The 23517-nt window shown below is 63.5% G+C and carries 26 protein-coding genes; 20 read left to right on the top strand and 6 right to left on the bottom strand.

The genetic code is table 11. The features are described 5' to 3' along the window. The first annotated feature begins 2 nt into the window (after positions 1-2). From P1U55_RS03095 to P1U55_RS03080, 4 genes are all read left to right on the top strand, one after another. A complete protein-coding gene (locus tag P1U55_RS03095) occupies positions 3-668 on the top strand; it encodes a 3-oxoacid CoA-transferase subunit A (protein WP_301046029.1) in 666 nt (221 codons plus the stop codon). 5 nt (positions 669-673) lie between these two features. Beyond that, a complete protein-coding gene (locus P1U55_RS03090) occupies positions 674-1315 on the top strand; it encodes a 3-oxoacid CoA-transferase subunit B (protein ID WP_301046046.1) in 642 nt (213 codons plus the stop codon). A gap of 205 nt (positions 1316-1520) precedes the next feature. Then, entirely contained in the window at positions 1521-2486 is a 966-nt protein-coding gene (locus P1U55_RS03085) for a nitronate monooxygenase (RefSeq protein WP_301046028.1), read from the top strand. Positions 2487-2507: 21 nt separating this feature from the next. Beyond that, positions 2508-3836, top strand: coding sequence for an MmgE/PrpD family protein (locus tag P1U55_RS03080; protein ID WP_301046027.1), 1329 nt, complete (start codon positions 2508-2510; stop codon positions 3834-3836). A 247-nt stretch (positions 3837-4083) separates the two neighbouring features. On the opposite strand, the gene P1U55_RS03075 is transcribed toward P1U55_RS03080, so the two are convergent. After that, on the bottom strand, positions 4084-4413 hold the full coding sequence (locus tag P1U55_RS03075; protein ID WP_301046026.1) for a chaperone modulator CbpM: 330 nt from the start codon (positions 4411-4413) through the stop codon (positions 4084-4086). Further along, positions 4410-5345: a DnaJ C-terminal domain-containing protein gene (locus P1U55_RS03070; protein WP_301046025.1), complete on the bottom strand. Its 936-nt coding sequence runs from the start codon at positions 5343-5345 to the stop codon at positions 4410-4412. Before P1U55_RS03070 ends, P1U55_RS03075 begins: the two co-directional genes overlap by 4 nt. Before the next feature lie 209 nt (positions 5346-5554). Between P1U55_RS03070 and atpD the strand changes: the two genes are divergently transcribed. The 13 genes from atpD (at position 5555) to P1U55_RS03005 (ending at position 14366) form a co-directional block, all read left to right on the top strand. After that, the gene (gene atpD / locus P1U55_RS03065) at positions 5555-7018 is read left to right on the top strand and encodes a F0F1 ATP synthase subunit beta (protein WP_301046024.1); all 1464 of its coding nucleotides are present in this window, start codon (positions 5555-5557) and stop codon (positions 7016-7018) included. Next, positions 7015-7419: a F0F1 ATP synthase subunit epsilon gene (locus P1U55_RS03060; protein WP_301046023.1), complete on the top strand. Its 405-nt coding sequence runs from the start codon at positions 7015-7017 to the stop codon at positions 7417-7419. Before atpD ends, P1U55_RS03060 begins: the two co-directional genes overlap by 4 nt. Next, complete coding sequence (locus P1U55_RS03055) at positions 7419-7703, top strand: AtpZ/AtpI family protein (RefSeq protein WP_301046022.1); 285 nt, start codon at positions 7419-7421, stop codon at positions 7701-7703. Before P1U55_RS03060 ends, P1U55_RS03055 begins: the two co-directional genes overlap by 1 nt. Continuing rightward, positions 7700-7990, top strand: coding sequence for an ATP synthase subunit I (locus P1U55_RS03050; protein ID WP_301046021.1), 291 nt, complete (start codon positions 7700-7702; stop codon positions 7988-7990). The genes P1U55_RS03055 and P1U55_RS03050 overlap by 4 nt, the downstream gene beginning before the upstream one ends. Continuing rightward, a complete protein-coding gene (locus P1U55_RS03045) occupies positions 7987-8685 on the top strand; it encodes a F0F1 ATP synthase subunit A (RefSeq protein WP_301046020.1) in 699 nt (232 codons plus the stop codon). The genes P1U55_RS03050 and P1U55_RS03045 overlap by 4 nt, the downstream gene beginning before the upstream one ends. Further along, positions 8685-8930: a F0F1 ATP synthase subunit C gene (locus tag P1U55_RS03040; RefSeq protein ID WP_301046019.1), complete on the top strand. Its 246-nt coding sequence runs from the start codon at positions 8685-8687 to the stop codon at positions 8928-8930. The genes P1U55_RS03045 and P1U55_RS03040 overlap by 1 nt, the downstream gene beginning before the upstream one ends. A 4-nt stretch (positions 8931-8934) precedes the next feature. Next, positions 8935-9672, top strand: coding sequence for a hypothetical protein (locus P1U55_RS03035; protein WP_301046018.1), 738 nt, complete (start codon positions 8935-8937; stop codon positions 9670-9672). After that, on the top strand, positions 9662-11197 hold the full coding sequence (locus P1U55_RS03030; protein ID WP_301046017.1) for a F0F1 ATP synthase subunit alpha: 1536 nt from the start codon (positions 9662-9664) through the stop codon (positions 11195-11197). Before P1U55_RS03035 ends, P1U55_RS03030 begins: the two co-directional genes overlap by 11 nt. Continuing rightward, positions 11194-12033: a FoF1 ATP synthase subunit gamma gene (locus tag P1U55_RS03025; protein WP_301046016.1), complete on the top strand. Its 840-nt coding sequence runs from the start codon at positions 11194-11196 to the stop codon at positions 12031-12033. Before P1U55_RS03030 ends, P1U55_RS03025 begins: the two co-directional genes overlap by 4 nt. 157 nt (positions 12034-12190) lie before the next feature. Continuing rightward, the gene (locus tag P1U55_RS03020) at positions 12191-12481 is read left to right on the top strand and encodes a metalloregulator ArsR/SmtB family transcription factor (protein ID WP_301046015.1); all 291 of its coding nucleotides are present in this window, start codon (positions 12191-12193) and stop codon (positions 12479-12481) included. Then, a complete protein-coding gene (locus P1U55_RS03015) occupies positions 12478-13536 on the top strand; it encodes a permease (protein ID WP_301046014.1) in 1059 nt (352 codons plus the stop codon). Before P1U55_RS03020 ends, P1U55_RS03015 begins: the two co-directional genes overlap by 4 nt. 11 nt (positions 13537-13547) lie before the next feature. Next, complete coding sequence (locus P1U55_RS03010; protein ID WP_301046013.1) at positions 13548-13784, top strand: thioredoxin family protein; 237 nt, start codon at positions 13548-13550, stop codon at positions 13782-13784. A 177-nt stretch (positions 13785-13961) separates the two neighbouring features. Beyond that, complete coding sequence (locus P1U55_RS03005) at positions 13962-14366, top strand: OsmC family protein (protein ID WP_301046012.1); 405 nt, start codon at positions 13962-13964, stop codon at positions 14364-14366. 491 nt (positions 14367-14857) lie between these two features. On the opposite strand, the gene betA is transcribed toward P1U55_RS03005, so the two are convergent. The 4 genes from betA to betI are packed head-to-tail and all read right to left on the bottom strand — an operon-like array spanning position 14858 to position 20064. After that, positions 14858-16516, bottom strand: a complete 1659-nt coding sequence (betA, locus tag P1U55_RS03000) for a choline dehydrogenase (RefSeq protein WP_301046011.1) — start codon at positions 16514-16516, stop codon at positions 14858-14860. Continuing rightward, positions 16516-17973: a betaine-aldehyde dehydrogenase gene (betB, locus tag P1U55_RS02995; RefSeq protein WP_301046010.1), complete on the bottom strand. Its 1458-nt coding sequence runs from the start codon at positions 17971-17973 to the stop codon at positions 16516-16518. The genes betA and betB overlap by 1 nt, the downstream gene beginning before the upstream one ends. A 16-nt stretch (positions 17974-17989) precedes the next feature. Continuing rightward, positions 17990-19495 (bottom strand): choline-sulfatase, encoded by a 1506-nt coding sequence (betC, locus tag P1U55_RS02990; RefSeq protein WP_301046009.1) that lies wholly within the window; start codon positions 19493-19495, stop codon positions 17990-17992. Next, a complete protein-coding gene (betI, locus tag P1U55_RS02985) occupies positions 19492-20064 on the bottom strand; it encodes a transcriptional regulator BetI (RefSeq protein WP_301046008.1) in 573 nt (190 codons plus the stop codon). Before betI ends, betC begins: the two co-directional genes overlap by 4 nt. Before the next feature lie 97 nt (positions 20065-20161). Between betI and choX the strand changes: the two genes are divergently transcribed. The 3 genes from choX (at position 20162) to choV (ending at position 23057) form a co-directional block, all read left to right on the top strand. Next, positions 20162-21082 (top strand): choline ABC transporter substrate-binding protein, encoded by a 921-nt coding sequence (gene choX, locus P1U55_RS02980; RefSeq protein ID WP_301046007.1) that lies wholly within the window; start codon positions 20162-20164, stop codon positions 21080-21082. A gap of 116 nt (positions 21083-21198) precedes the next feature. Next, positions 21199-22038, top strand: a complete 840-nt coding sequence (choW, locus tag P1U55_RS02975; RefSeq protein WP_301046006.1) for a choline ABC transporter permease subunit — start codon at positions 21199-21201, stop codon at positions 22036-22038. Next, positions 22035-23057: a choline ABC transporter ATP-binding protein gene (gene choV, locus P1U55_RS02970; protein ID WP_301046005.1), complete on the top strand. Its 1023-nt coding sequence runs from the start codon at positions 22035-22037 to the stop codon at positions 23055-23057. The genes choW and choV overlap by 4 nt, the downstream gene beginning before the upstream one ends. Positions 23058-23517 lie beyond the last annotated feature (460 nt).

Here is a 23517-nt window from a genome sequence, read left to right as displayed (position 1 = left end):
CGATGGATAAAAGCGTAGAAAACCTCGCCACAGCGGTCGCGCCAATCACCGATGGCGCAACTGTGATGATCGGCGGCTTTGGCTCCTCGGGGGTTCCTCTTGGCTTGATCGACGCGCTGTTTGAGCAGGGCGCCAACGGGCTGACCGTGATTTCCAACAACGCCGGTGCCGCAGAAGTTGGCATCGCCAGGCTGATCAAGGCGGGCCGGGTGGCAAAGGTGATCTGTTCATACCCGCGCACGCCCGGCTCGATCTGGTTTGAAAAGCGTTTCGAGGCAGGCGAGATCGCGCTTGAGATCGTGCCACAAGGCACGCTGGCCGAGCGCATCCGTGCCGCCGGGGCCGGGCTGGGAGGGTTTTTGACCCCCACCGCCTACGGCACCAAACTCGCCGAAGGCAAGGAAACCCGCGTGATTGATGGGCGCGGTTACGTTCTCGAAGCACCGCTGCCCGCCGATTTCGCAATCATTCGCGCCGAATGCGGCGACCGCTGGGGCAACCTGCGCTTTCACGCCACGGCGCGCAATTTCAACCCGGTGATGGCAATGGCCGCAAAAAACACAATCGCCGAAGTGCGGGTGCTGTCAGAGGCGGCGCTCCCCCCCGAAACGGTGGTGACACCGGGGATATTTGTGCAAAGCGTCGTGGAATATGGAGAAAGACCATGAAGGCGATGGGTTTAAACGCACTTGATGATGCGCAGCTTGCCGCCCGGGTCGCGCAAGACATCCCCGATGGCGCTTATGTCAACCTCGGCATCGGAAAGCCGACCCATGTGTCGGGCTATGTGCCCGAGGGCCGCGAGGTGATCTACCATTCCGAAAACGGCATTCTCGGCCTTGGTCCCACGCCCCCGCTTGGCGAGGAAGACCCTGAGCTTATTGATGCCAGCAAGCGCTTCGTTACCGCCGCGCCCGGCGCAGCCTATTTCGAGCATTCCGACAGTTTCGCGATGATGCGCGGCGGGCATATCGACATTGCCGTGCTCGGGGCCTACCAGGTTGCGGAAAACGGCGATCTGGCCAATTGGGCCACATTGGACGAAACCTTTCCTCCGGCGGTCGGCGGTGCCATGGATCTCGTCGTCGGGGTGCCGTCGATATTTGTGATGATGCGCCACGTGAACCGCGATGGCAGCCCCAAGATCCTGAAAGAATGCACCTATCCGCTCACCGGGCTTGGCGTCGTCAACCGTGTCTATACCGATCTTGCCGTGCTTGACGTAACCGGCGACGGCTTCCGCCTCGTTGAACTCACAGATGGCAATAGCCTGGAAGCGGTTCAGGCCGTGACCGAGGCGCGCATCTTGACGTGATGGATGGGGTTGAGACCGTGGCGAAAGGGCAGCAAACCCGCGTGGCGCTATCCGCTGTGGCCTCTGCGCGGCCCGTGGTCGCCCGGTCCTTTGCGCCCCTCGTTTCTGCCAACATACCCGGTCTTTTTGCCAAACCCTTTCGTTCAAATGCCGATGCGGCTCAGATCATTCCTGCCGCCCGCCTGTCCTGCAACCGGAGAACCCCATGACAAAACATTCCCCTGTGACCACCCTCGCATCAGGCCTGACCCTGCCGTTGATCGGAGCGCCGATGTTTCTTGCATCCGGAGTCGATCTCGTGGTGGCGCAGTGCTGCGCAGGAATTATTGGCACCTTTCCCGCGCTGAATGCCCGCACCTCGGCGCAACTCGATGATTGGTTGACCGATATTGAAACCCGCCTTGATGCCCATCGCCTTGAAACCGGCGCGGCGGCTGCACCCTATGGCATCAACCTGATCGTTAACGATAACAACGCTCGGCTGGAGGAAGACCTTGCCGTCGTCGTTCGCCACAAGGTGCCCCTTGTCATCACCTCGCTCTCGGCACCCGACAAGGTTGTCGAAGCCGTGCATGGCTATGGCGGGTTGGTCTTTCACGATGTGATCAATGCCCGCCACGCGCGCCGCGCCGCAAAAGCGGGCGTTGATGGGTTGATCCTGGTGTGCGCCGGTGCGGGCGGCCATGGCGGCACCCTCAGCCCCTTTGCGCTTGTTGAGGAGGTGCGGCAGTTTTGGGAAGGCACGCTGGTGCTTTCGGGCGCCATCGCCAACGGGCGCTCAATTCTCGCAGCGCAGGTGCTGGGGTTCGATTTTGCCTATGCAGGCACCGTTTTCATCCCCACCGAAGAAGCGATCGCCCCGGAAGCTCACAAGAAAATGGTGGTCGAGGCCAGTTCTGATCAAATCATATACACCCCGCTTTTCTCGGGCACCCACGGAAACTATCTCGTGCCCAGTATCGAGGCGGCCGGCCTTGATCTTGAAGACGCCCGGCTGGCGCAGCCGCGCCGCATGGAAGCCAAGACAGACCCGAGCAGGCCAAAGGCATGGTCACAGGTCTGGGGGGCAGGCCAGGGCGCGGGCCAATCGCGGGCGCTGGAGCCGACCGCCGCAATCGTGGAGCGGCTGCGCCGGGAATACAGCGCCGCACGCGCCGCAGTTTGCACCTAAACCCCAGTTGAGGAACATCCGATGACTTTGGCAAAAGCCCTTGGCCACTTCGCCGCAACCAACCCCGCAGAAGACCCTGAAACCCGCCGCTTCCTGGGCTTCTCGCTGTTTGATTGGGCAACTGTCGGCCTCGCCGGTGTTGACGAACCGGTCGCACAGGCGGCGCGCGCCGTGGCCCTCGGGAGCGCATCGCCACAGGGCAGTGCCAGCCTCTTTGGCGGTGGTCAAGCGGCCCCGGCGGCGGCGGCGCTGGCCAATGGGGCCACCAGCCACGCGCTGGATTACGATGACACCCATTTTGGCTATGTCGGCCACCCAAGCGTTGCGGTCATTCCGGCGGCGCTGGCGCTGGCTGAGGCGCGCGGTGCCAGCGGGGCTACGTTGATACAGGCGCTGACCGTTGGCCTTGAAACGGCGTGCCGCGTGGGCGCGTGGCTCGGTCGGCCGCATTACGAAGCAGGCTTTCATCAAACCGGCACCTCCGGCGCGTTCGGTGCAACGGCGGCGGCGGGGCGGGTTCTGGGCCTTGATGGCGAACAGATGATGCAGGCGCTCAGCCTGGTGGCAACCCGTGCCGCTGGCCTCAAAAGCCAGTTCGGGACAATGGGCAAGCCCCTGAACGCGGGCTTTGCCGCTGAGGTCGGCGTCACCTGCGCCTTGCTTGCCGAGGCTGGCGCAACCTCCACGCCAGAGGCGCTTGAAGGCCCGCAGAGCTTTGGCCCCACCCATGGCGGCAGTGCCGACTCTAAGGCGCTCGCCGGGCTGGGCGAAACCTGGCTGTTTCCGAATGTTTCCTATAAATTCCACGCCTGTTGCCACGGGCTGCACGCCATGCTCGAAGCGCTGCGCGGGGTAAAGGCCCAGGGTGCCAATGCCTCAAACACAGACACCGTCGAGATCCGCACCCATCCGCGCTGGCTTGCGGTGTGCAACCAGCCCGCGCCCACCACCGGCCTTCAGGCCAAGTTCAGCTACCGGCTCACGGCTGCGATGAGCCTCTCCGGCCTCGATACCGCCGCCCTTGCCGTCTATTCTGAAGAAACCTGTACACGCCCCGATCTGGTATCGCTGCGCGACCGGGTGACTGTGATTGCTGATGAGGCTGTGCCGGATACGGCATCGAAAGTGGCGGTAAAAACACCTGACGGGGTGCTTCAATCCACCCATGATGTGCTGGCAGACAGTGACCCGGAGCAGATCGAAGCACGGCTGAAGGAAAAATCAAGCACGCTTCTCGGTGCCAACGCCAGCACTGGGCTTTGGGAGGATGTCAGCGCGATAGAACGCCAAAACGGGATCACCGCCCTGATTTCGCGGATCGCTGCCACCCCGGCCCCAGATCGGGCTTAGGCACAGGCCGAGAGGCGGCGGAAAGCAACTTTTGAGGCGGTGGTGAGATCAATGGGGCTTCCCCGCTTCCCTGCCGCCCCAAGGGCTCGTTCAACCACCCCGCGCCCAAAGCGACGGGGTGTTTTTTTGGCCCAGTGCCGGGTGGCGGCCTCTTTGAGTATAGGCATCGTGTATAAGAGCCCGAGTGCCCCGGCGGCCACGCGCCCAGACTGGCACACATGCTGCGCCTCTGGCCATGCACCCCGGCTCACCCGTTCTTCATTTCCTCGCCAATCCGGCTGCGAAGTTCTGCCGGGAGCTTGTCCAAAGCGCGGGCCATCCTTGCCAGATCCTGCCGCACGGTGTGCAATTGGTCGAGCAGCGGGATGACAACCTGCAAGGCGTTTTCATCAAGCTCCAGATCCTGGGACAGATCGCAAAGCAGCTCCAGCCGCGCAATATCCACCGCGCTGAAAACATAGCCTTCTTCCGCCGGTTGCGGGCGCACAAACTCCACCTCGACATAGCGAACAAGCTCACGGCGGGTCAGCCGCGTGACCATGGTGATGACATCGCTCTCACTATAACGCTCGGTCATTGTCCGGCTCCCTTCATCAGGTCTGCGCGCGGGTCAAACGATTGGGTCTTGCGCCATTCGGTCAGGAAGTCGCTCAGGGCCTTGTCCTCTTTCGGGGCCACAACGATCTTCAACTCCACAAGCTGGTCGCCCTTGGGCTTGCCCGGCCTTGCCACCCCACGCCCGCGCAGCCGCAGCACCCGGCCAGAGCTGGCATTCTTCGGGATCGTCAGGCCAACCGGACCGTCAATCGTGGGGGTGCTGACCTTTCCGCCCAGCACCGCCTCGTCAATGGTGATGGGCAGGGTGATCAAAACGTCATCGCCCTCGCGGCGAAACACCGGATGCGGGGCCACACGCACCGTGATCAGCGCATCCCCCGGCTTTCCTTTGCCAAATCCGGGCTGCCCCTTGCCGCGCAACCGCAGCGTCTGGCCATCTTCGGTGCCCTTAGGGATTTTCACCGAAAGGCCCTGGCCGTCGGGCAGGGTGATCTTGGTTTCTGCCCCTTGCACCCCATCCATGAACCGCACTTCAAGGCTGTAATGGGCGTCAGGGCCGGGCGCGTTGAAGCTGGTGCCCTCAAAGCCGCTCGCCCCGCCTCGGTTGCGCAGGATTTCGGCAAAAATATCCGCCGGATCAACCTCTGGCCCATGGCTGCGCCGCTGCTGATACATGGTGTCGCCCGCATCCGCGAAATCTCGGTAGTATTGGCGCTGCGGGCGCTCGGCGCCGGTGCTGTCAATCTCGCCTGCGTCAAAGCGGGCGCGGGTTTCCGGGTCTTTCAGCAAATCATAGGCCGCACCAATCGCCTTGAAACGCGCCGCCGCGCCCTCGTCATCCGGGTGCAAATCGGGGTGGCTGGTGCGCACAAGTTTGCGATAGGCCTTCTTGATCTCATCGGCCGTCGCGGACTTGGTCAGTCCTAGTGCTTTATAGGGATCGTCGGGCATTCATGGTCCTTTCAGGGATCAACCATCATTCGCAGGCAACGGTTCCCACTGGCCTAAAAGGCTGCACGCGTGCCTGTCACTGATCCATATCAACATGGCGCGCCTCAAAGCATTTCTGGCTGACATATGTCAATGTGGTGCCCCCATTCGGCCCTATGCTGCAAGTGAAAAATAACCGCTCACCTTGCGCCTCAAAATTGCAGACCACCATGCATGAGCCTCTGGATCAAAGCCCCCAATCCTACACGTTGAACGGCACCGTCCATGCCGTTCGCGGCGCTGTGGTTGATGTTGTCTTCCCGTCTGAAGACCTGCCCCCCGTCACCTCCGCGCTGATCATAGAGTGGGATGGGCCAACCCCGCTTTTGCTTGAAATCCACAGCCACCTTGATCTGAGAACCGTGCGCGCCGTGGCCTTTCAATCCACCGCGGGCCTGTCGCGCGGTGTGCCCGTGCGCGCCACCGGAGAGGCCGTGACTGTCCCGGTTGGCGAGGCCGTGCTGGGCCGCCTGCTTGATGCCATCGGCACCCCGCAAGACAACGGCCCCGCCTTGCCGCCAAGCACCCCGCGCCGCCCGATCCACGCCAACCCGCCCCGCCTCAAGGATCAGGCCCGCACCACCGATGTGTTTGAAACCGGGATCAAGGTGATCGACCTGCTGACACCCATGGCACAGGGCGGCAAAGCGGCCATGTTCGGCGGGGCAGGGGTGGGCAAAACGGTGCTGGTGATGGAGTTGATCCGCGCCATGGTCGAAAAATACGAGGGCATCTCGGTGTTTGCCGGGGTGGGCGAGCGCTCCCGCGAGGGCCATGAACTGCTGACAGAAATGCAAGGCTCCGGCGTGCTGGAGCGCACCAGCCTCGTTTATGGCCAGATGAACGAGCCGCCCGGTGCCCGCTGGCGAGCGCCGCATACCGCGCTCACGATCTCTGAATACTTCCGCGACCAAAAGCACAAGAACGTGCTGTTGTTGATGGATAATATCTTCCGCTTCGTGCAGGCCGGGGCCGAGGTCTCCAGCCTTCTGGGGCGGTTGCCGTCGCGGGTGGGCTACCAGCCCACGCTGGCCAGCGAGGTGGCAGAGCTGCAAGAGCGGATCGCCTCTGTGGCAGGCTCTGCGGTAACGGCCATTCAGGCGGTTTACGTGCCCGCCGATGATTTCACCGATCCCGCCGTCACCACGATTTCCAGCCATATGGACTGTGTGATCATGCTGTCGCGCGCGCAGGCCGCCGAGGGGTTTTACCCGGCGATTGATCCGCTCGCCTCCTCCTCCATGCTGCTCGATCCGCTGGTGGTGGGGGAGGAGCATTACCAGATCGCCGAGGCGGTGCGCCAATCGCTGGCACGGTTCCGCGAATTGGCCGATATCATCTCGCTGCTCGGCGTCGAGGAACTGGGCGCGGCAGATCGCCTTATCGTCAAGCGGGCCCGCCGCTTGCAGCGTTTCCTGACCCAACCCTTCATGGTGACAGAAGCCTTCACCGGCACCCCCGGCGCCACCGTTCCTCTCACCGAAACCCTCGCCGGATGCCGGGCCATTCTGGACGGCGAGGCCGATGATTGGGCCGAAGGCTCGCTCTATATGGTTGGCCCCCTGGCCGACGCTCGCGCCAACGAAACCCGCGCCAATGAAGCCCCCGCCACACAGGCTGAGGCCAGCGCATGAGGCTCACCATCATCACCCCGCTTTCTGTCGTCATCGACGAGGAAATCGAAAGCCTGCGCGCCGAGGATGACAGCGGCAGCTTTGGTATCCTGCCCGGCCACGCGCCTTTCCTCACGGCGCTTGCTATCTCTATCGTGAGTTGGCGGCAGGGCGCGCGGGAGCGGTATTGCGCGCTGCGCGGCGGCGCGTTGACGGTGAGCGCTGATGCGGTTGCCATCACCACCCGCGAGGCGGTTGTGGGCGATGACCTGTCGCATCTCGATCGGGATGTGCTGGCCCGTTTCGTGGCTGACGCCGATGCCGAGCGGGTCGAGCATGTGGAAACGCTCCAGCTGCAACTCAACGCCATCCGCCGCATGGTCAGCCGCCTGCACCATGGCGGAAGTCCCGGAGCGCTGTGATGAGCAAGGACGCCCCTGATGACGATCCGCTGATCCGCGAAACCCGCCTGCGCCAGAAACGGCACAGGCGCTGGCTGCGCGAAGGCGACCTGTCTGTCGGTCGCCGCCTGGCGCAGATCGGCGTGCTCGGCTGGATCCTCGTTTTGCCCACGCTGGCGGGCCTGTTCTTTGGGCGCTGGCTGGATGCACAGCTTGAGACCGGCATCTTCTGGAGCGCGCCCTTCCTGCTGATCGGCCTTTGCATCGGCGGCTGGACCGCCTGGAAATGGATGAACGCACGATGACTGACCTCACCAACTTGCCCCTCTTCCTCACCCTGCCGCTCTGCTTTGGCGGTGGCCTCCTGCTTGGCTTTATCTACTTTCGCGCCCTGCGGATGACGGCGGATCTGGTGGTGGGGCAGGGCAATGCCCTGCTGGCGCTTGGCCCCACCTTCGGGCGGCTGGCGCTCCTTGGCGGGGGCTTCTACCTCGCCGTGCTGGCAGGGGCGTTGCCGCTGCTTTTTGCGCTGGCGGGCGTGCTCTTAGCCAAGACGATCATGATGCGCCTCTTTCGCGGAGCGCAGCCATGAACTCCCCGCTCGAATCCTCGGCCCTGTTCTACCTCGGGCCGGTGCCGATCACCCAGGCGGTGCTCACAACCTGGGTCATCATGGCGGTGCTGGTGATCGGGGGCTACCTGCTCACCCGCCGCCTCACCCTGATCCCTGACACGCGCCAGGCCGCGCTGGAGCTGATCGTCGAGACCATCGACATCCAGATCAGCGAAACCACCGGCGCCTCGCCCACGCCCTACCGCAGCTTCATCGGCACGCTCTTCGTGTTCATCCTCGTGGCCAACTGGTCGTCCCTCATTCCCGGAGTCGAGCCGCCCACCGCCCAGCTTGAAACCGATGCCGCCCTCGCGTCACTGGTGTTCTTTTCGGTGATCTGGTTCGGGCTGCGCGGGGCCGGGGTGGGCGGCTACCTCAAATCCTTCGCCGCGCCCAACCCGGTGATGATCCCGCTCAACATGCTGGCCAGCATCACCCGCGTCTTCTCGATGTTCGTACGCCTCTTCGGCAACATGATGAGCGGCGTGTTCGTCATCGGCATCGTCGCCTCGCTCGCCGGGCTGTTCGTGCCCATCCCGCTGATGGCGCTCGATATGCTGACCGGGCTGGTGCAGGCCTATATCTTCGCGGTTCTGGCCATGGTCTTCATCTCGGCCACGGTGAATGACGCCCGATCCGCCAAACCCCCTTCTGAACCTGAAAAGGATACCTGATGGACTATCTCTCCCTTGCCAGCATCGTCTGCGCGGCCTTCGCTGTTTCCTTCGGGGCGATTGGCCCGGCGCTCGCCGAGGGCCGGGCCGTGGCCTCTGCAATGGACGCCATGGCGCGCCAGCCCGAAGCCGCCAACACCATCTCCCGAACCCTCTTCGTGGGCCTCGCGATGATCGAAACAACGGCGATCTACTGCCTCGTCGTGGCCCTGCTGCTGCTCTTCGCCAACCCGCTGCTGGGATGATCCGATGACCATCGACTTCTGGGGCCTTGGATTGCAGGCGATCAACGTCCTGATCCTGGTCTGGTTGCTGTCTCGGGTGTTCTGGCGGCCTGTCGCTGCGGCCATCGTGGCGCGGCGCGATGCGGCGCAGGCGATCCTGACAGATGCGAAAGCCACCCGCGCCAAGGCCGATGCGGCTCTGGCCGAGCTTACCTCCGCGCGCGACGGCATCGCCGAGGAGCGCGAAGCCCTGCTCGCCAAGGCCGCCAAAGAGGCCCGCGCCGCCAGTGCCGCCACACTGGCCGAGGCCCGCGCCAAGGCCGAAAGCCTCCTCACCCGCGCCGCCGAAACCCGTGACCGTGAAGCCGCCGCCGCCCGCGCGAAGGCGGAAAAAGAGGCAACAGAGCTGGCGGTCGATATCGCGCGTAAACTGCTCACACGGGTCACCACCGCCGAGATTCAGGAAACCTTCCTCACCCTGCTGCTCGCTGAGGTTGATAGGCTCTCCACCCAGGACAAGGCCACCCTTGCCGCCACGCCGGGCGGCATTACGCTGGTCAGCCCCACCGCGCTGGATGGCGCGGCGCAGGCCACCGTCACCCAAGCGCTCCGCCAGAAGCTCGCCACCCTGCCAAAGCTGCACTTTGTCACCGATCCCGCCCTCATCGCGGGCTTTGAAATCCGCACCCCGCATTTCGTGCTGCACAACAGCTGGCAGGCCGATCTTGACGGCATTCTGAAGGCGCTGAACCATGCCGCCTGACAGGAATAGCTGGCTCGGCACCGCCCGCCACGCTCTTGCAACCGTGCCCCTTGGCCCCCGCGCCGAAAGCCGTGGCAGGGTTGAGGAAGTGGCCGATGGTGTTGCCATGATCTCGGGCCTGCACGATGTGCGCCTTGATGAGGTGCTGCGCTTTTCCGGCGGGCAGGTGGGCTTTGCCCGCGTGCTGGACCCTGATCTTGTTGGCTGTGTCCTACTCGATGCGGCCAGCGATGTTGAGGCCAATGATGCGGTTTTTGGCACCGGCGAGGTGATCAACGTGCCCGTGGGCGAGGCGCTGCTGGGCCGCGTGGTTGATCCGCTTGGCCGCCCGCTTGATGGCAAAGACCCGATCAGCGCCGAGGCAAACCTGCCCATCGAGCGCCCCGCGCCTTCGATCATCGAGCGCGATCTCGTCACCGAGCCGGTGCAAACCGGGGTTGTTGTGCTCGATACGCTTTTCGCCCTTGGCCGGGGCCAGCGCGAGCTGATCGTGGGAGATCATTCCACCGGCAAAACCACGCTCGCCATCGACGCGCTGATCGCTCAGGCCGAAACCGATGTGATCTGCATTTACGTTGCCATCGGGCAAAAGTCATCCAGCGTGCGCCGCGCCATCGACACGCTGCAAACCCATGGCAACTTCTCGCGCTGCATCGCCGTTGTTGCCGGGGCGTCCTCGGCCTCGGGTCTGCAATGGATCGCGCCCTACGCCGGGATGACCATGGCGGAGTATTTTCGCGACAAGGGCCAGCACGCGCTGATCGTGATTGATGACCTCTCCAAACACGCCGCCACCCACCGTGAAATCGCCCTGCTGACCCGCCAGTCACCGGGCCGCGAGGCCTATCCGGGCGATGTGTTCTATATCCACGCCCGCCTGCTGGAACGCGCGGCCAAGCTTTCGCCCGCGCGCGGCGGCGGCTCGCTTACAGCCCTCCCCATTGCCGAAACCGACTCCGGCAACCTTTCCGCCTATATCCCGACCAACCTGATCTCTATCACCGATGGCCAGATCGTGCTGGATGCCGCGCTGTTCCATCAGGGCCAGAAACCGGCCGTTGATGTGGGCCTCAGCGTCAGCCGGGTCGGGGGCAAAACTCAGGCCCCGATCCTGCGCGATGCGGCTGGCGCCTTGCGGCTCGATTATGCGCAGTTTCTTGAGTTGGAGGTTTTCACCCGCTTTGGCGGCGTGCCGGATGACAGGGTGCGCCAGCAGCTCACCCGCGGCGCGCGCATCCGCGAGGCGTTGCGCCAGCCCCAGCACATGCCGTTCCGGCTGCAAGATGAGGCCGCGCTGATGCTGGCCGTGCAATCGGGTGTGCTCGATAGCCTGCCTCCCGAGGCCGTCACCGCCTTCCGCGCCGCCCTTCCCGCCACCCTTGATGCCAATGCGGGCGGGGCGCTCGCAGCCTTGGCCGAACCCAAACCGCTCCCCCCAAAGGCGCGCGACGCCCTGCTCGCGGTGCTGCGCCGCCTCGCCGCCTCCCTCGCCCCCGAAACACCGCCTGAAGCGCGCGCCACATGACAGAGCGTCTCGCCGATATCAGCGCCCGCATCGACGGAATCGAGCAGCTTGGTGCCGTGGTGAACGCGATGAAAGGCATCGCCGCCGCCCGCTCCAGCATGGCCCGCACGCAGGTCCACGCGGTGGATAGCTACGCCGCCACCATTGCCGAAGCGATGGCGCGCGCAATTGGCAATGAGCACACTCCCGAAGGCCCGGATGCGCCATCCGGCCCCCAGGCGATGCTGGTGTTTTGCGCCGAACAGGGCTTTGCCGGGGCCTTCAGTGAGCGCGTGCTCGACAGCTTGGCGATCAAGGCGAGTGACAGGATTTTCCTGATCGGCACGCGCGGGCTTTCCATCGCCGCCACACGCGATATTTCACCGCTCTGGCACGCCGCCATGCCCTCCTACAGCCTCGGCATCCCCAAATTGGCGGATAGGATCACCCAAGCCATTTTCCACGACGTGGGCGAGGGGCATATCACCCGGCTTGATGTGGTGTTCACCCGGTGGAAACAGGGCCGCGCCCACGTCACCCGCCAAACCCTGTTCCCGCTGGATCTCTCGGGTTTTGCGCAGGCCAGCGGCGAGCCGCCGCTCACCCAACTCCCCCGTGCCACCCTGCTCGAGTCCCTCGGGCAGGACTATTTTCATGCGCTCGTCAGCCGCGCCGCGCTCCATGCCTTCGCCGCTGAAAACGAAGCCCGCCTGCAAGCGATGACCTCCGCCGGAAGCCAGATCGCCCACGAGCTTGAAACCTTCCGCGCCACCCTGCGCCGGGTGCGCCAAGAGGCGATCACCGCCGAGATCATCGAGCTTGGCACCGGCGCAGCCTCTGCCCAGCCGACCCGCTAAACCGCCGCCATCACCACCCTCAACCCGGCAAAGCGGCGGGCCGATGCGTTTTCCGGCCCTGATGTCACCCGCAACCTGCGCTAACCCACCCCCGATTGACCCAAATCAAGGCCCAAAGCCCCGCTTATGCGCATAAGCGCATCAAGGAGGCTGCCCTATGATTCTCACCATCCTATCCGCTCTGGCCGAACCCTCCCGCCTTGCCGCCATTCGCCTGCTGGCAGATGGGGATGAGCATTGCGTTTGCGAGCTGATGCGCGCGCTCAATGTCACCCAAAGCCGCATGTCGCGCCACATGGGCGTGCTCAAACAGGCCGGACTGGTGGTGGACCGGCGCGATGCGCAATGGGTCCGCTACCGCATCAACCCCGAGCTTCCGCCCAAAACCGCCGCCGTTGTCACCGCGATCCTCGCCGCTGACACCCTTTCCGAAAGGGCCGCCGCATGACCGCTCAAACCAATGATATCCCTCCCCATGGCACCCATCCAAACTGGCAGTGGTACGCAGGCACCGCCGTGGCTGCGGTGCTCTGGCTGCTGCTCTACCGCCAGCTGATCCCGTTCTCCGAATGGGCCACCGCGCTCTTCCCCGTCGCGCGCAACAGCCACACTGGCGAGGCGATTGCCTTCTTCCTTTATGATGTGCCCAAGGTGCTGCTCCTCCTCACCCTCATCGTGTTTGTCACCGGGGTGCTGCGCAGTTGGTTCAGCCCCGAGAAAACCCGCGCCATCCTCTCGGGCAAGCGCGAAATTCTCGGCTACCCGCTGGCCGCCGCACTGGGCGTACTCACCCCGTTCTGCTCCTGCTCCTCGGTGCCGCTGTTCATCGGCTTTGTCTCGGCGGGCATCCCGCTTGGCGTCACCTTTTCCTTCCTCATTGCCGGGCCAATGGTGGGGCCGGTGGGCCTTGGCCTGCTCTTTGGCCTCGTTGGCTGGAAGATCGCCACGGTCTACCTCGTCTTCGGCTTTTCCATCGCCACCCTCGCAGGCTGGGTGATGGGCCGCATGGGGCTGGAGCGCTACCTGCAAGACTGGGTGCGCGAGTTGAACGCCAACGTTGGCAATGATCTGCCCGAAGAACGCCTCACCATGGTTGACCGGATCAAGATCGGCCTCGACCAACTGCTGGAGATCCTTGGCAAAGTCTGGATCTGGGTGGTGATCGGCATCGCCATCGGCGCGTTGATCCACGGCTATGTGCCCGAGGCGATGATGCTGCGGATCATGGGCGGTGAGGCCTGGTGGTCGGTGCCCGCTGCCGTCGCGGTTGGGGTGCCAATGTATACCAACGCCGCCGGGGTCATCCCCATCGTCGAGGCGCTGCTTGGCAAGGGCGCCGCTCTTGGCACCACGCTGGCGTTCATGATGTCGGTGATCGCCCTCAGCCTGCCAGAGATGATCATCCTCAAACAGGTGCTCACCCTGCGTCTCATCGCCATCTTCATCGCCGTTGTGGCCAGCGGCATCCTCGCCACCGGCTTCCTGTTCAACGCCTTGCTCTAAAGGAGAAATCCATGAAAACCGTCAAAATCTACGGCCCCGGCTGCAAACGCTGTGAAACCACCGAAGCCATGGTGAAAGACGCCGCCGCCCGCCTTGGTATCGAGACCACCGTCGAAAAGGTGACAGTCCAGCGCGAGATCGCCATGGCCGGCGTCATGTCCACCCCCGGCATCACGGTGGATGGCAAGCTCGTCCACGCAGGCGGCGTGCCCGATGCCACCAAGCTCGATAGCTGGCTTACCGCATGAGGCGCGGTTCGGCGAGGGGGGGCTTTGCTTTGCCACCCTCTCGCCGCTGATCGAGGAGGGCTGCGATATCCTGCAAGCCCCAAAGGGTGATCAATCGGCCTATCGCGACCTTGAGCAACCTCAAAGCCTCGCCGGGCGCAACGCGCAAACCGCCTTTCAACAAATGGAATGGGACCAATGCTTGAATATCACGTCGCCGCCCGCCGCCTCGACAGCCACGCCAGTGAAGCCACCACCAAAGATGCCCGCCTGCTGATTGATACCGACATGGCCGGCCGCCCGGATGCCTTCAACCCGGCTGAATTGCTGCTCGCCAGCCTCGCGGCCTGCATCCTCAAGGGCACAGAACGCGTCATCCCGCTACTGGACTTCGATCTGCGGGGCATTTCCGTGGCCCTCACCGGCCAGCGCCAGGATAGCCCGCCAAAGATGCTGGCAATCACCTATGAAATCACCGTCGACACCACGGAAATGGACGCCCGCCTCGACCTGCTGCACCGCAACCTGCAAAAATACGGCACCATCTACAACACGCTCGCAGGCGCAGTTGATCTTTCCGGCACAATCACCCGGCAGAGGTAAGCGGGCAGGGCGATGCGCACAAATCCGCCATCCAGCCCCCCCAAGACGGTCGTGCTCCTGCCCGTGGGGTGGCGCGCCAACGGTCATGCGGAAGCCCTTTATGGTTGCAAGGTCATCCTCCGCTCCTTCGGCGTGCTATCGCCAAGGAAGCGCCAGCCCGCCGGAACGGGCAGGTGCTCGACTGGCGCCTGCGCCTTGCCTCCGGTCGGGCTTCCCAAACCAAACCTTGCAACCTGCCACACGACGCCCGGGCAGCGAGGCGCACACTATATATGAGGATACGAGGAACACCGCAAAGAGTGCCTCCAATGGGGCAAAACTGCGTAGATCGTGGGGATAGCGCAAGCCTGTTCTGCGGTCGCAAGTGCTGTGCCTTTGGGCTCCACCCCGCTCGTCCTCCGGGCCACCATTGAACGCCACACCACCACACGGCAAATCCCCCGACAAAACCGCGCCATCCATATCATCGGTCAACGCAAACCGCCGCCTCCCTACCGCTGAACCCTCTGCCAATCCGGATGCACCCACGGCGCGTCATTCCTAGGCAGCAGCGCAGGGCGGCCAAGGATATGATCGGCGGCCTTCTCGCCCACCATGATCGACGGCGCGTTGAGGTTGCCGTTGGTGATGCGCGGGAAAATCGAGCTATCGGCCAGCCGCAGCCCCTCCACCCCGATCACCCGGCACTCCGGGTCCACCACCGCGCCCGGATCGTCCACCCGCCCCATCCTTGCGGTGCCGCAGGGGTGATAGGCGCTCTCGGCGTGCTCGCGGATGAAGCCATCAATCTCCTCATCGCTTTCCAGCGCCGCACCCGGTTGAATTTCCTGCCGCCGCAGCCCGTCAAACGCTTCCTGCCCAATGATCTCGCGGGTCAGCCTTATGCAGCGGCGGAAATCGACCCAATCCTGCGCCTCGCTCATGTAGTTGAAAAAGATGCGCGGCGCCTCTGCCGGATCGGCTGATTTCAGCGTCACCTCCCCGCGCGAGGGCGAGCGCATCGGCCCGACATGCGCCTGAAAGCCATGCCCCTCTGCCGCCACCTTGCCATCATACCGCACCGCGATCGGCAAAAAGTGGAACTGCACATCAGGATAGTCCACCCCCGCCGCCGAGCGGATGAACCCGGCGCTTTCAAACTGGTTCGAAGCCCCGGGCCCGCTGCGTGTGAGCAGCCAGCGCGCGCCCACATAGGCTTTGCCCAAAAGGCTCCAATAGCGATAAAGGCTCACCGGCTGCGCGGCGGCGTATTGCACATAAACCTCCAAGTGGTCTTGCAGGTTTTGCCCCACGCCGGGCCGGTCTGCCACCAGCTCGATCCCGTGCTCGGCCAGATGCGCCGCCGGTCCGATGCCCGAGAGCATGAGCAGCTTGGGCGAGTTGATCGACGACGCCGCAAGGATCACCTCCGCCTCGGCGCGGATCACCTTCACCTTGCCGCCGCGCTCCACTTCCACCCCCACAGCGCGGCCATCCTCCAGGACCACGCGCCGCGCAAACGCCCGTACCAGCGTGCAATTTTCGCGCTTGAGGGCAGGGCGCAGATAGGCCTTCGCGGCCGACCACCGCTCACCGCGCCAAACCGTCATGTCATAGGGGCCAAAGCCCTCTTGCTGCTTGCCGTTGTAATCGGGCGTTGCCGGGTAGCCTGCCTGCACCCCGGCCTCCACAAAGGCCCGCGTCAGCGGGTTGCCGCGCCCGCCTCGGGTTACGTGCAAGGGGCCGTCATTGCCGCGCCACGCCGGATCGCCGCCATGGCCGCCGTCATGCCAGTGCTCCATGCGCTGGAAGTAGGGCAGCACATCGGCGTAGCCCCAGCCGATGGCCCCGCTGTCGCGCCAATGGTCAAAATCCCGCGCATGGCCGCGCACATAGATCATCCCGTTGATCGAGGAGGACCCGCCCACAACCTTGCCCCGTGGCGTGGCCATGCGCCGCCCGCCTAAATGCGGCTCCGGCTCCGATTGAAAGCCCCAATCATAGCGCGCCATGTTCATCGGGTAGGAGAGCGCACCGGGCATGTTGATGAACGGCCCCCAATCGCTGCCGCCATGCTCCACCACGATCACCCGTTTGCCCGCTTCGGTGAGCCGCCCGGCAATGGCGCAGCCCGCGCTGCCTGCGCCCACCACCACATACTCCGCCTGCATCAAAAGGGCGCCTCCACATCGCCCATCCGCACATAAACCGACTTCAGTTGCGAATAGTGCTCTATGGCCGCCTTCGAATTTTCGCGCCCCACGCCCGAAGCCTTCACCCCGCCAAAGGGCGCTTCCACCGGCGCGTCATTGTAGGAGTTGACAAAGCAGCTTCCCGCCTGCAACCGGCCAATCACCCTATGCGCGCGTGAGATATCGCGGGTGAACACCCCGGCAGAAAGGCCATAGACGGTGTCATTGGCCCGCGCGATCACCTCGTCCTCATCCTCAAAATCCAGCACCGCCATGACGGGGCCAAAGATTTCCTCGCGGGCAATCACCATGCCATCGGTGACATCGGCAAACACCGTCGGCTCTAGGTAAAAACCGGGCCGCTCCAGCCGCTTGCCGCCGTAAACCAGCCGCGCGCCTTCCGCCTCGCCCTGCGCGATGAACCCCTGCACGATCTCCATCTGCCGCGCGCTCACCATCGGGCCAAAGCTGGTGGCCTCATCCATCGGGTCGCCAATCACCGCACCCTTCAACCGTTCGGTGAGCCGCTCAAGGAACGCCTCCTTGATCGCGCGATGCACAAACACCCGCGTCCCGTTGGAGCACACCTGCCCCGAGGAATAGAAGTTGCCGTTGATCGCGCCGCTCACCGCATTTTCCAGCTCGGCATCCTCAAACACCACCAAGGGGGATTTGCCGCCAAGCTCCATGGTCACATGCTTCATTTCGCCCGCCGCGGCGGCATACACCTTGCGCCCCGTCGCCGCCGACCCGGTGAGCGAAACCTTGGCCACCCGTGGATCGCCCACAAGCTGGCCGCCCACCGCGCCCATGCCCTGCACCACGTTGAACAACCCCGCCGGTGCGCCCGCTTCGATGAGGATTTCGGCCACCTTCAAAGCACTCAGCGGCGTGGTTTCCGAGGGTTTGAACACCATCGCATTGCCGCAGGCGAGGGCAGGGGCCGCCTTCCAGCAGGCGATCTGGGTGGGGTAGTTCCACGCGCCAATCCCCACGCACACGCCCAAAGCCTCGCGCACCGTATAAACCCAATCCTCGCCAAGTTGGATGTGCTCGCCGGTGAGGCTCCCCGCCAACCCGCCGAAATATTCCAGCGCATCGGCCCCGCTTGTGGCATCGGCCACCAGCGTTTCTTGCAACGGCTTGCCGGTATCCAGCGTTTCCAGCTCTGATAGCTCTCGGTTGCGCTCCCGCATCAGCCGCGCCGCATCCACCAGCACGCGGCCACGCTCCCGCCCTGTCATCGCGGCCCAGATCACCTGCGCCCGGGCAGCGGCGGCCAAGGCCCGGTCCACCACCGCCGGAGTGGCCGCATGAACCTTCGCAATCACCTCGCCGGTTGCGGGGTAGATCACCTCGATCACCTCGCCTGCGCTGTCGTCCACATAAGCGCCGTCAATGTAGTGGCTGCCCTCTGGCTGCGGATCATAACCCATGTCGCGTCCTTCCAGTTCATTCGCCACGCGGAAACCGCGCGCGCTCTTCCACCTCGTTGAGGTCCATATGGTTGCGCATGAAGCGGTCACTTGCGCGCTGCAAAGGCTGGTAATCCCAAGGGAAATAAGCGCCATTCCTGAGCGCCTCATAAACCACCCAGCGCCGCGCCTGGCTCTTGCGCACATCGCCGTCAAACCGCTCCAAATCCCAGCGGGCATCGGCCTTGGCGCGCAGGCTTTCCAGCGCCTCCCCATGGGCCGGATCGCCCACAAGGTTCACCAGCTCATGCGGATCATCATCAAGGTCAAAAAGCTGCTCCGGGTCCAGCGTGCAGCGAGTGTATTTATACCGCCCCTCGCGCAGCGCCACCAGCGGCGCGTATGAGGCTTCGGCGGCATATTCCATTGCCACCGCCCCGCGCTCGGCCCCGTTTGCCACCGGCAACAGGCTCTCTCCGGCGGTCCATGGGGCCACCTCCGCCATGCTCACCCCGGCCAGATCACACAGCGTTGGGCACACATCAATCGTGCTCACCGGCTGCGCCACCCGCCTCGGTTCCAGCCCTGGCGCACACAGCATCATCGGCACCCGCGCCGAGCCTTCATAAAAGGTCATCTTGAACCACAAGCCCCGCTCGCCCAGCATATCCCCGTGGTCCGAAACAAACAGGATCGCCGCCTCTTGCCGGGTTTCCTCCAAGATATCGAGGAACTGGCCAATCTTCTCATCAAGGTAGGAGAGGTTGGCAAAATAGGCCCGGCGCGAGCGGCGAATATCCTCGCGGGTAATGTCAAAGCTGCGCCAGTCATTCGCATCGAAAATCCGCTTTGAGTGGGCATCCTGCGCCTCATAGGGGATCGCCCCCACCTCCGGCTCCAGATGCTCACAATCCTCGTACATGTCCCAGAATTTGCGCCTTGCAACGTAAGGATCATGCGGATGGGTAAAGCTCACCGTCAGGCACCACGGGCGCTCATCCTTGCCCCGTGCCAGATCGTAGAGCTTGGCGCTGGCGCAATGGGCCACCTCGTCGTCATATTCCATCTGGTTGGTGATCTCGGCCACGCCCGACCCGGTGACAGAGCCCATATTGTGATACCACCAGTCAATCCGCTCACCGGGCTTGCGGTAATCCGGGGTCCAGCCAAAATCGGCGGGGTAAATGTCGGTGGTCAGCCGCTCTTCAAAGCCGTGCATCTGATCGGGGCCAACAAAATGCATCTTGCCCGAAAGGCAGGTGTGATAGCCCGCGCGGCGCAGATGGTGGGCATAGGTCGGCAGGTCTGAGGGGAACTCGGCGGCATTGTCATAAACCCCCGTCACCGAGGGCAACTCGCCTGACATAAAGCTCGCCCGCCCCGGCGCACAAAGCGGCGAGGCGGTGTAACTGTTGGTGAACCGCACGGAGCGGGCGGCAAGGCGCTTCAGGTTCGGCAAATGCAGCCAATCGGCCGGCCCATCGGGAAAAAGCGTTCCGTTCAGCTGGTCAACCATCAGGATCAGGATGTTGGGCTGGCTCATGCTCTGGCGTCCAACTCGTTTTGCAGCGCCGTCAGCGCGTGGTCGGTGGCGGTTTGCCCGGTCATGTCATCGGGGTTGGAGGCATAGCGCAGGTAAAGCCCGTCAATCATCGCCCCCAGCCGGGCGGCCACGGCGGGGGCGCGATCCCCCACCAGCGGGCGCAGATCATGGGTGAGGTTCGAGGCAAGGCGGCGATGATAGATCGAAAGCAAGCGCCGCGCCTCCTGCGAGCGCCGCGCCAGAACGTAAAAGTTGAGCCATGCCGAAATCACATCGGCCCGGAAGTTGCAGCTAGAGAAACTCGCCCGCAAAATGCCGCTGAGCCGCTCCTGTGGTGTGCTGCACACCAGCAGCGCCCCGCGCACCTCGGCCCCGTAAACCGCCATCACATGGCGCATCGCCGCCAGAAAAAGCCGGTCCTTGTCGCCGAAGTAGTGAAAGGCCAGCGCCGCCGAAACCCCGGCCCGCCGGGCGATCTTGCCCACCGTCACATCGAGCGAGCCACTCTGCCCGATCTCGTGTATGGTCGCCTCGACTAGCTGGGCTCTGCGCTTGGGTTCTACACTCATGACGGCTCCAAAAGGTCTTGCAATGCTGGGATAAACCCGCATTGTTTGACTGGTCAATCAATAAAAACACTCGCAAGCAACGAACAGGGAGATTCCCATGAAAATTCACGCCGCTGTATCCGCCATTGCGCTCTGTGCCGCAGGGGCCGCCTGGGCTGAATGTGATACCGTCGTCATGTCTGATGTGGGCTGGACCGACATCACCACCACCACCGCCACCGCCAAGCATGTGCTCGAAGGGCTGGGGTATGATGTGGACGTGAAGGTGCTCTCGGTGCCCGTCACCTTCGCCTCGCTTGAGGGCGACGATGTGGATGTGTTCCTTGGCAACTGGATGCCCTCGCAAACCGCCGCCATCACCCCCTACCTTGAAAGCGGTGAGATCGAGTCGATCAACATCAACCTTGAAGGCACCAAATACACCCTCGCCGTGCCGGACTATACCTATGAGGCGGGCCTGCAAAGCTATGCCGACATCGCCAAATTCGCCGAGGAGCTGGATGGCAAGATCTACGGGATCGAGCCGGGCAACGAGGCCAACACCTATCTCGCCAAGCTGATCGAAGATAACAAGCTGGGGCTTGGCGATGCCGACATCGAGCTTGTCGAAAGCTCCGAGCAGGGGATGCTGGCGCAGGTCGCGCGGGTCTATAAGGATCAGGAGCATATCGTGTTTCTGGGCTGGGAGCCGCACCCGATGAACGCCAACTTCTCGCTGAAATATCTCCCCGGCGGGGAAGAGTTCTTTGGCGGCGAGGGCGTTGTCCACACCGTCACCCGCAAAGGCTACGCGGCCGAGTGCCCCAACCTTGGCAAACTGTTCTCGCAAATGGATTTCACCCTCGAGATGGAAAACGCCATCATGGGCGAAATCCTTGATGAGGGGACCGACCCGGAGGATGCCACCGAAGATTGGCTCAAAGCCAACGCGGGCGTGCTTGACACATGGCTCGATGGTGTCACCGCCATGGACGGCTCCGATGGCAAGGCCGCCGTTTCGGCCGCTCTCGGCCTCTGATCCCTGCCCATACCCCCAGCCGCCCGCCCCGTTGCGGGCGGCTGCGTTTTGGCTAACATGGCCAAAACCGCCGAGCCCGGGCGCGCGCAACCAGCCAACAAAGGGAAGCCTCGCCAATGGAAGACTGGCTCGAAGATTACAAGATACCCGTCGGTAAAGGCGCCAAGATGGTCTTTGACTGGCTGCGCGACCACGGCGAAACCGTGCTCGACGGCTTTACCAATGTCATGGAGGCGATGATTGATGCGATCCTCTGGGCGCTCCAATCCCCCCCCGCACTCCTTGTCATCCTCACCTTCGTCGCCGCCACATGGTTCATCCAGAAAAGCCGGGGCATCTGCGTCTTTGTGTTCCTCGGCTTTCTCTTCATCCTCAACCAGGGTTACTGGGAAGAAACCACCGAAAGCCTCACCCTGGTGCTCTCGGCCTGCCTTGTCTGCATGGCAATCGGGGTGCCCATCGGCATCGCCGCCGCCCACCGCCCGCGGCTTTATACCTACATGCGCCCGGTGCTGGACCTCATGCAAACCCTGCCCACCTTCGTTTACCTGATCCCGGCCATCGTGTTCTTTGGCATCGGCATGGTGCCCGGCCTCATCGCCACGGTGATCTTTGTGTTGCCCGCGCCGATCCGGCTCACCCACCTTGGCGTTTCCTCCACCCCGCAAACCCTGCTCGAAGCGGCCCGCGCCTTTGGCGCAACCCCGCGCCAAACGCTCTACAAGGTCGAACTGCCCTACGCCTTCCCGCAAATCATGGCCGGGCTGAACCAAACCATCATGCTCTCGCTCTCCATGGTCGTCATCGCCGCGCTGGTCGGGGCCAACGGCCTCGGCGTTCCGGTGGTGCGCGCGCTGGGCACCGTCAACACGGCGCTCGGGTTTGAAAGCGGCTTTGTCATCGTCGTCGTCGCCATCATGCTCGACCGGATCCTCAATGTCGGAGCGAGCAAATGACCACCGCCGTGCGCATCGACAACGTTTCGATCGTCTTCGGCAAACGCCCGAAGCAGGCCCTGCCGCTGATGGACGCAGGCCAGGACCGCGCCGAAATTCAGGAGGCCACCGGGCAGGTGCTGGGCGTCCATGATTGCTCGCTTGATGTGCAGCAGGGCGAAATCCTTGTGCTGATGGGCCTCTCCGGCTCTGGCAAATCCACCCTCCTGCGGGCGGTCAACGGGCTCAACCCGGTGGTGCGCGGCACGGTCGAGGTGAACGATGGCACCCAAATGGTGGATGTCACCAATGCCACGCCCGCCACCCTGCGCCGCATCCGCATGCGCCACGTCGCCATGGTGTTCCAGCAGTTCGGCCTCTTGCCATGGCGCACCGTGCGCCAAAACGTCGGCCTTGGCCTTGAGCTTGCCGAAATGCCCAAAGCCGAGGCCCGTGAAAAGATCGACGAACAGTTGGCGCTGGTCGGCCTCACCGATTGGGCCGACCACAAGGTTGCCGAGCTTTCAGGCGGCATGCAGCAGCGCGTTGGCCTGGCCCGCGCCTTTGCCACCGACGCGCCTATCCTGTTGATGGACGAGCCTTTTTCAGCGCTTGATCCGTTGATCCGCACCAAGCTGCAAGATGAGCTGCTGGAGCTTCAGCAACGCCTCAAGCGCACCATCCTTTTCGTCAGCCATGATCTTGATGAAGCCTTCAAGCTGGGCAATCACATCTCCATCATGGAGGGCGGGCGCATCGTGCAAACCGGCGCGCCGCAAGACATTTTTAACGACCCGCGCAATGAATACGTGGCCGAGTTCGTTCAGCACATGAACCCGCTTGGCGTGCTGCGCGCCCGCGATCTGATGCAGCCCGTAGCGGGCACCCCCAGCGCCTCGATCAACGCCGATGCCCTGATACGCGACGAGCTTGAAACCCTGATCGCCAGCGCCACCCCCATCGGGGTCACAGTGGGCGGAAAGATGGTTGGCCAGCTCAGCAAGGATGACATCCTGCGCGGTCTGCAAAAGGGAGAATAACCCCGTTCGATGGCATAACTTAACGCCCCGTATGTCGTTTGACATGCGTATGGGTTGTGCATCGGTCGTGCATCGCTTGTGCCCCACCCAAATTCGCCGTTAACGGCCCCAAATGAACGCACCGAACGCGGCGCGGAAGGCTCTTCACTCTTCCGAATAAACACACTGTCCCAATACCTTACACCACAAACCTCATCTCCTTCATCCCCCCTTTACCAAATCCTCACCCATCCCGGCTATACTCGCCCCCAAGAAACGCACCCCCAAACCGCACATCCAGCATCGCGCCATGTTCGGGTGCGTCGTCAGGTCATTGCGGGGCTTTTGCCTGATCCGGATCAGGCTGTTTTCGGCGGTTCACGGCACGGTAAGACTTGTCCTTGAAGATCGTCGCGTGGCTCTTTTGTCAGAGGAATTGGAACGTGAATTCAGCGGATTTCGGGCAGGCCAAAGGGCGCGT

This window comes from Vannielia sp. (assembly GCF_029212645.1).
Taxonomy (GTDB): Bacteria; Pseudomonadota; Alphaproteobacteria; order Rhodobacterales; family Rhodobacteraceae; genus Vannielia.
This window is presented reverse-complemented; position numbering and strand designations above follow the sequence as displayed.

Excerpts from the sequence above, each read along its gene's own strand:
- P1U55_RS03095 (WP_301046029.1), top strand. The coding sequence starts at position 3 with ATGGATAAAAGCGTAGAAAACCTCGCCACAGCGGTCGCGCCAATCACC.
- P1U55_RS03090 (WP_301046046.1), top strand. The coding sequence starts at position 674 with ATGGGTTTAAACGCACTTGATGATGCGCAGCTTGCCGCCCGGGTCGCG.
- P1U55_RS03085 (WP_301046028.1), top strand. The coding sequence starts at position 1,521 with ATGACAAAACATTCCCCTGTGACCACCCTCGCATCAGGCCTGACCCTG.
- P1U55_RS03080 (WP_301046027.1), top strand. The coding sequence starts at position 2,508 with ATGACTTTGGCAAAAGCCCTTGGCCACTTCGCCGCAACCAACCCCGCA.
- P1U55_RS03075 (WP_301046026.1), bottom strand. The coding sequence starts at position 4,413 with ATGACCGAGCGTTATAGTGAGAGCGATGTCATCACCATGGTCACGCGG.
- P1U55_RS03070 (WP_301046025.1), bottom strand. The coding sequence starts at position 5,345 with ATGCCCGACGATCCCTATAAAGCACTAGGACTGACCAAGTCCGCGACG.
- atpD (WP_301046024.1), top strand. The coding sequence starts at position 5,555 with ATGCATGAGCCTCTGGATCAAAGCCCCCAATCCTACACGTTGAACGGC.
- P1U55_RS03060 (WP_301046023.1), top strand. The coding sequence starts at position 7,015 with ATGAGGCTCACCATCATCACCCCGCTTTCTGTCGTCATCGACGAGGAA.
- P1U55_RS03055 (WP_301046022.1), top strand. The coding sequence starts at position 7,419 with ATGAGCAAGGACGCCCCTGATGACGATCCGCTGATCCGCGAAACCCGC.
- P1U55_RS03050 (WP_301046021.1), top strand. The coding sequence starts at position 7,700 with ATGACTGACCTCACCAACTTGCCCCTCTTCCTCACCCTGCCGCTCTGC.
- P1U55_RS03045 (WP_301046020.1), top strand. The coding sequence starts at position 7,987 with ATGAACTCCCCGCTCGAATCCTCGGCCCTGTTCTACCTCGGGCCGGTG.
- P1U55_RS03040 (WP_301046019.1), top strand. The coding sequence starts at position 8,685 with ATGGACTATCTCTCCCTTGCCAGCATCGTCTGCGCGGCCTTCGCTGTT.
- P1U55_RS03035 (WP_301046018.1), top strand. The coding sequence starts at position 8,935 with ATGACCATCGACTTCTGGGGCCTTGGATTGCAGGCGATCAACGTCCTG.
- P1U55_RS03030 (WP_301046017.1), top strand. The coding sequence starts at position 9,662 with ATGCCGCCTGACAGGAATAGCTGGCTCGGCACCGCCCGCCACGCTCTT.
- P1U55_RS03025 (WP_301046016.1), top strand. The coding sequence starts at position 11,194 with ATGACAGAGCGTCTCGCCGATATCAGCGCCCGCATCGACGGAATCGAG.
- P1U55_RS03020 (WP_301046015.1), top strand. The coding sequence starts at position 12,191 with ATGATTCTCACCATCCTATCCGCTCTGGCCGAACCCTCCCGCCTTGCC.
- P1U55_RS03015 (WP_301046014.1), top strand. The coding sequence starts at position 12,478 with ATGACCGCTCAAACCAATGATATCCCTCCCCATGGCACCCATCCAAAC.
- P1U55_RS03010 (WP_301046013.1), top strand. The coding sequence starts at position 13,548 with ATGAAAACCGTCAAAATCTACGGCCCCGGCTGCAAACGCTGTGAAACC.
- P1U55_RS03005 (WP_301046012.1), top strand. The coding sequence starts at position 13,962 with ATGCTTGAATATCACGTCGCCGCCCGCCGCCTCGACAGCCACGCCAGT.
- betA (WP_301046011.1), bottom strand. The coding sequence starts at position 16,516 with ATGCAGGCGGAGTATGTGGTGGTGGGCGCAGGCAGCGCGGGCTGCGCC.
- betB (WP_301046010.1), bottom strand. The coding sequence starts at position 17,973 with ATGGGTTATGATCCGCAGCCAGAGGGCAGCCACTACATTGACGGCGCT.
- betC (WP_301046009.1), bottom strand. The coding sequence starts at position 19,495 with ATGAGCCAGCCCAACATCCTGATCCTGATGGTTGACCAGCTGAACGGA.
- betI (WP_301046008.1), bottom strand. The coding sequence starts at position 20,064 with ATGAGTGTAGAACCCAAGCGCAGAGCCCAGCTAGTCGAGGCGACCATA.
- choX (WP_301046007.1), top strand. The coding sequence starts at position 20,162 with ATGAAAATTCACGCCGCTGTATCCGCCATTGCGCTCTGTGCCGCAGGG.
- choW (WP_301046006.1), top strand. The coding sequence starts at position 21,199 with ATGGAAGACTGGCTCGAAGATTACAAGATACCCGTCGGTAAAGGCGCC.
- choV (WP_301046005.1), top strand. The coding sequence starts at position 22,035 with ATGACCACCGCCGTGCGCATCGACAACGTTTCGATCGTCTTCGGCAAA.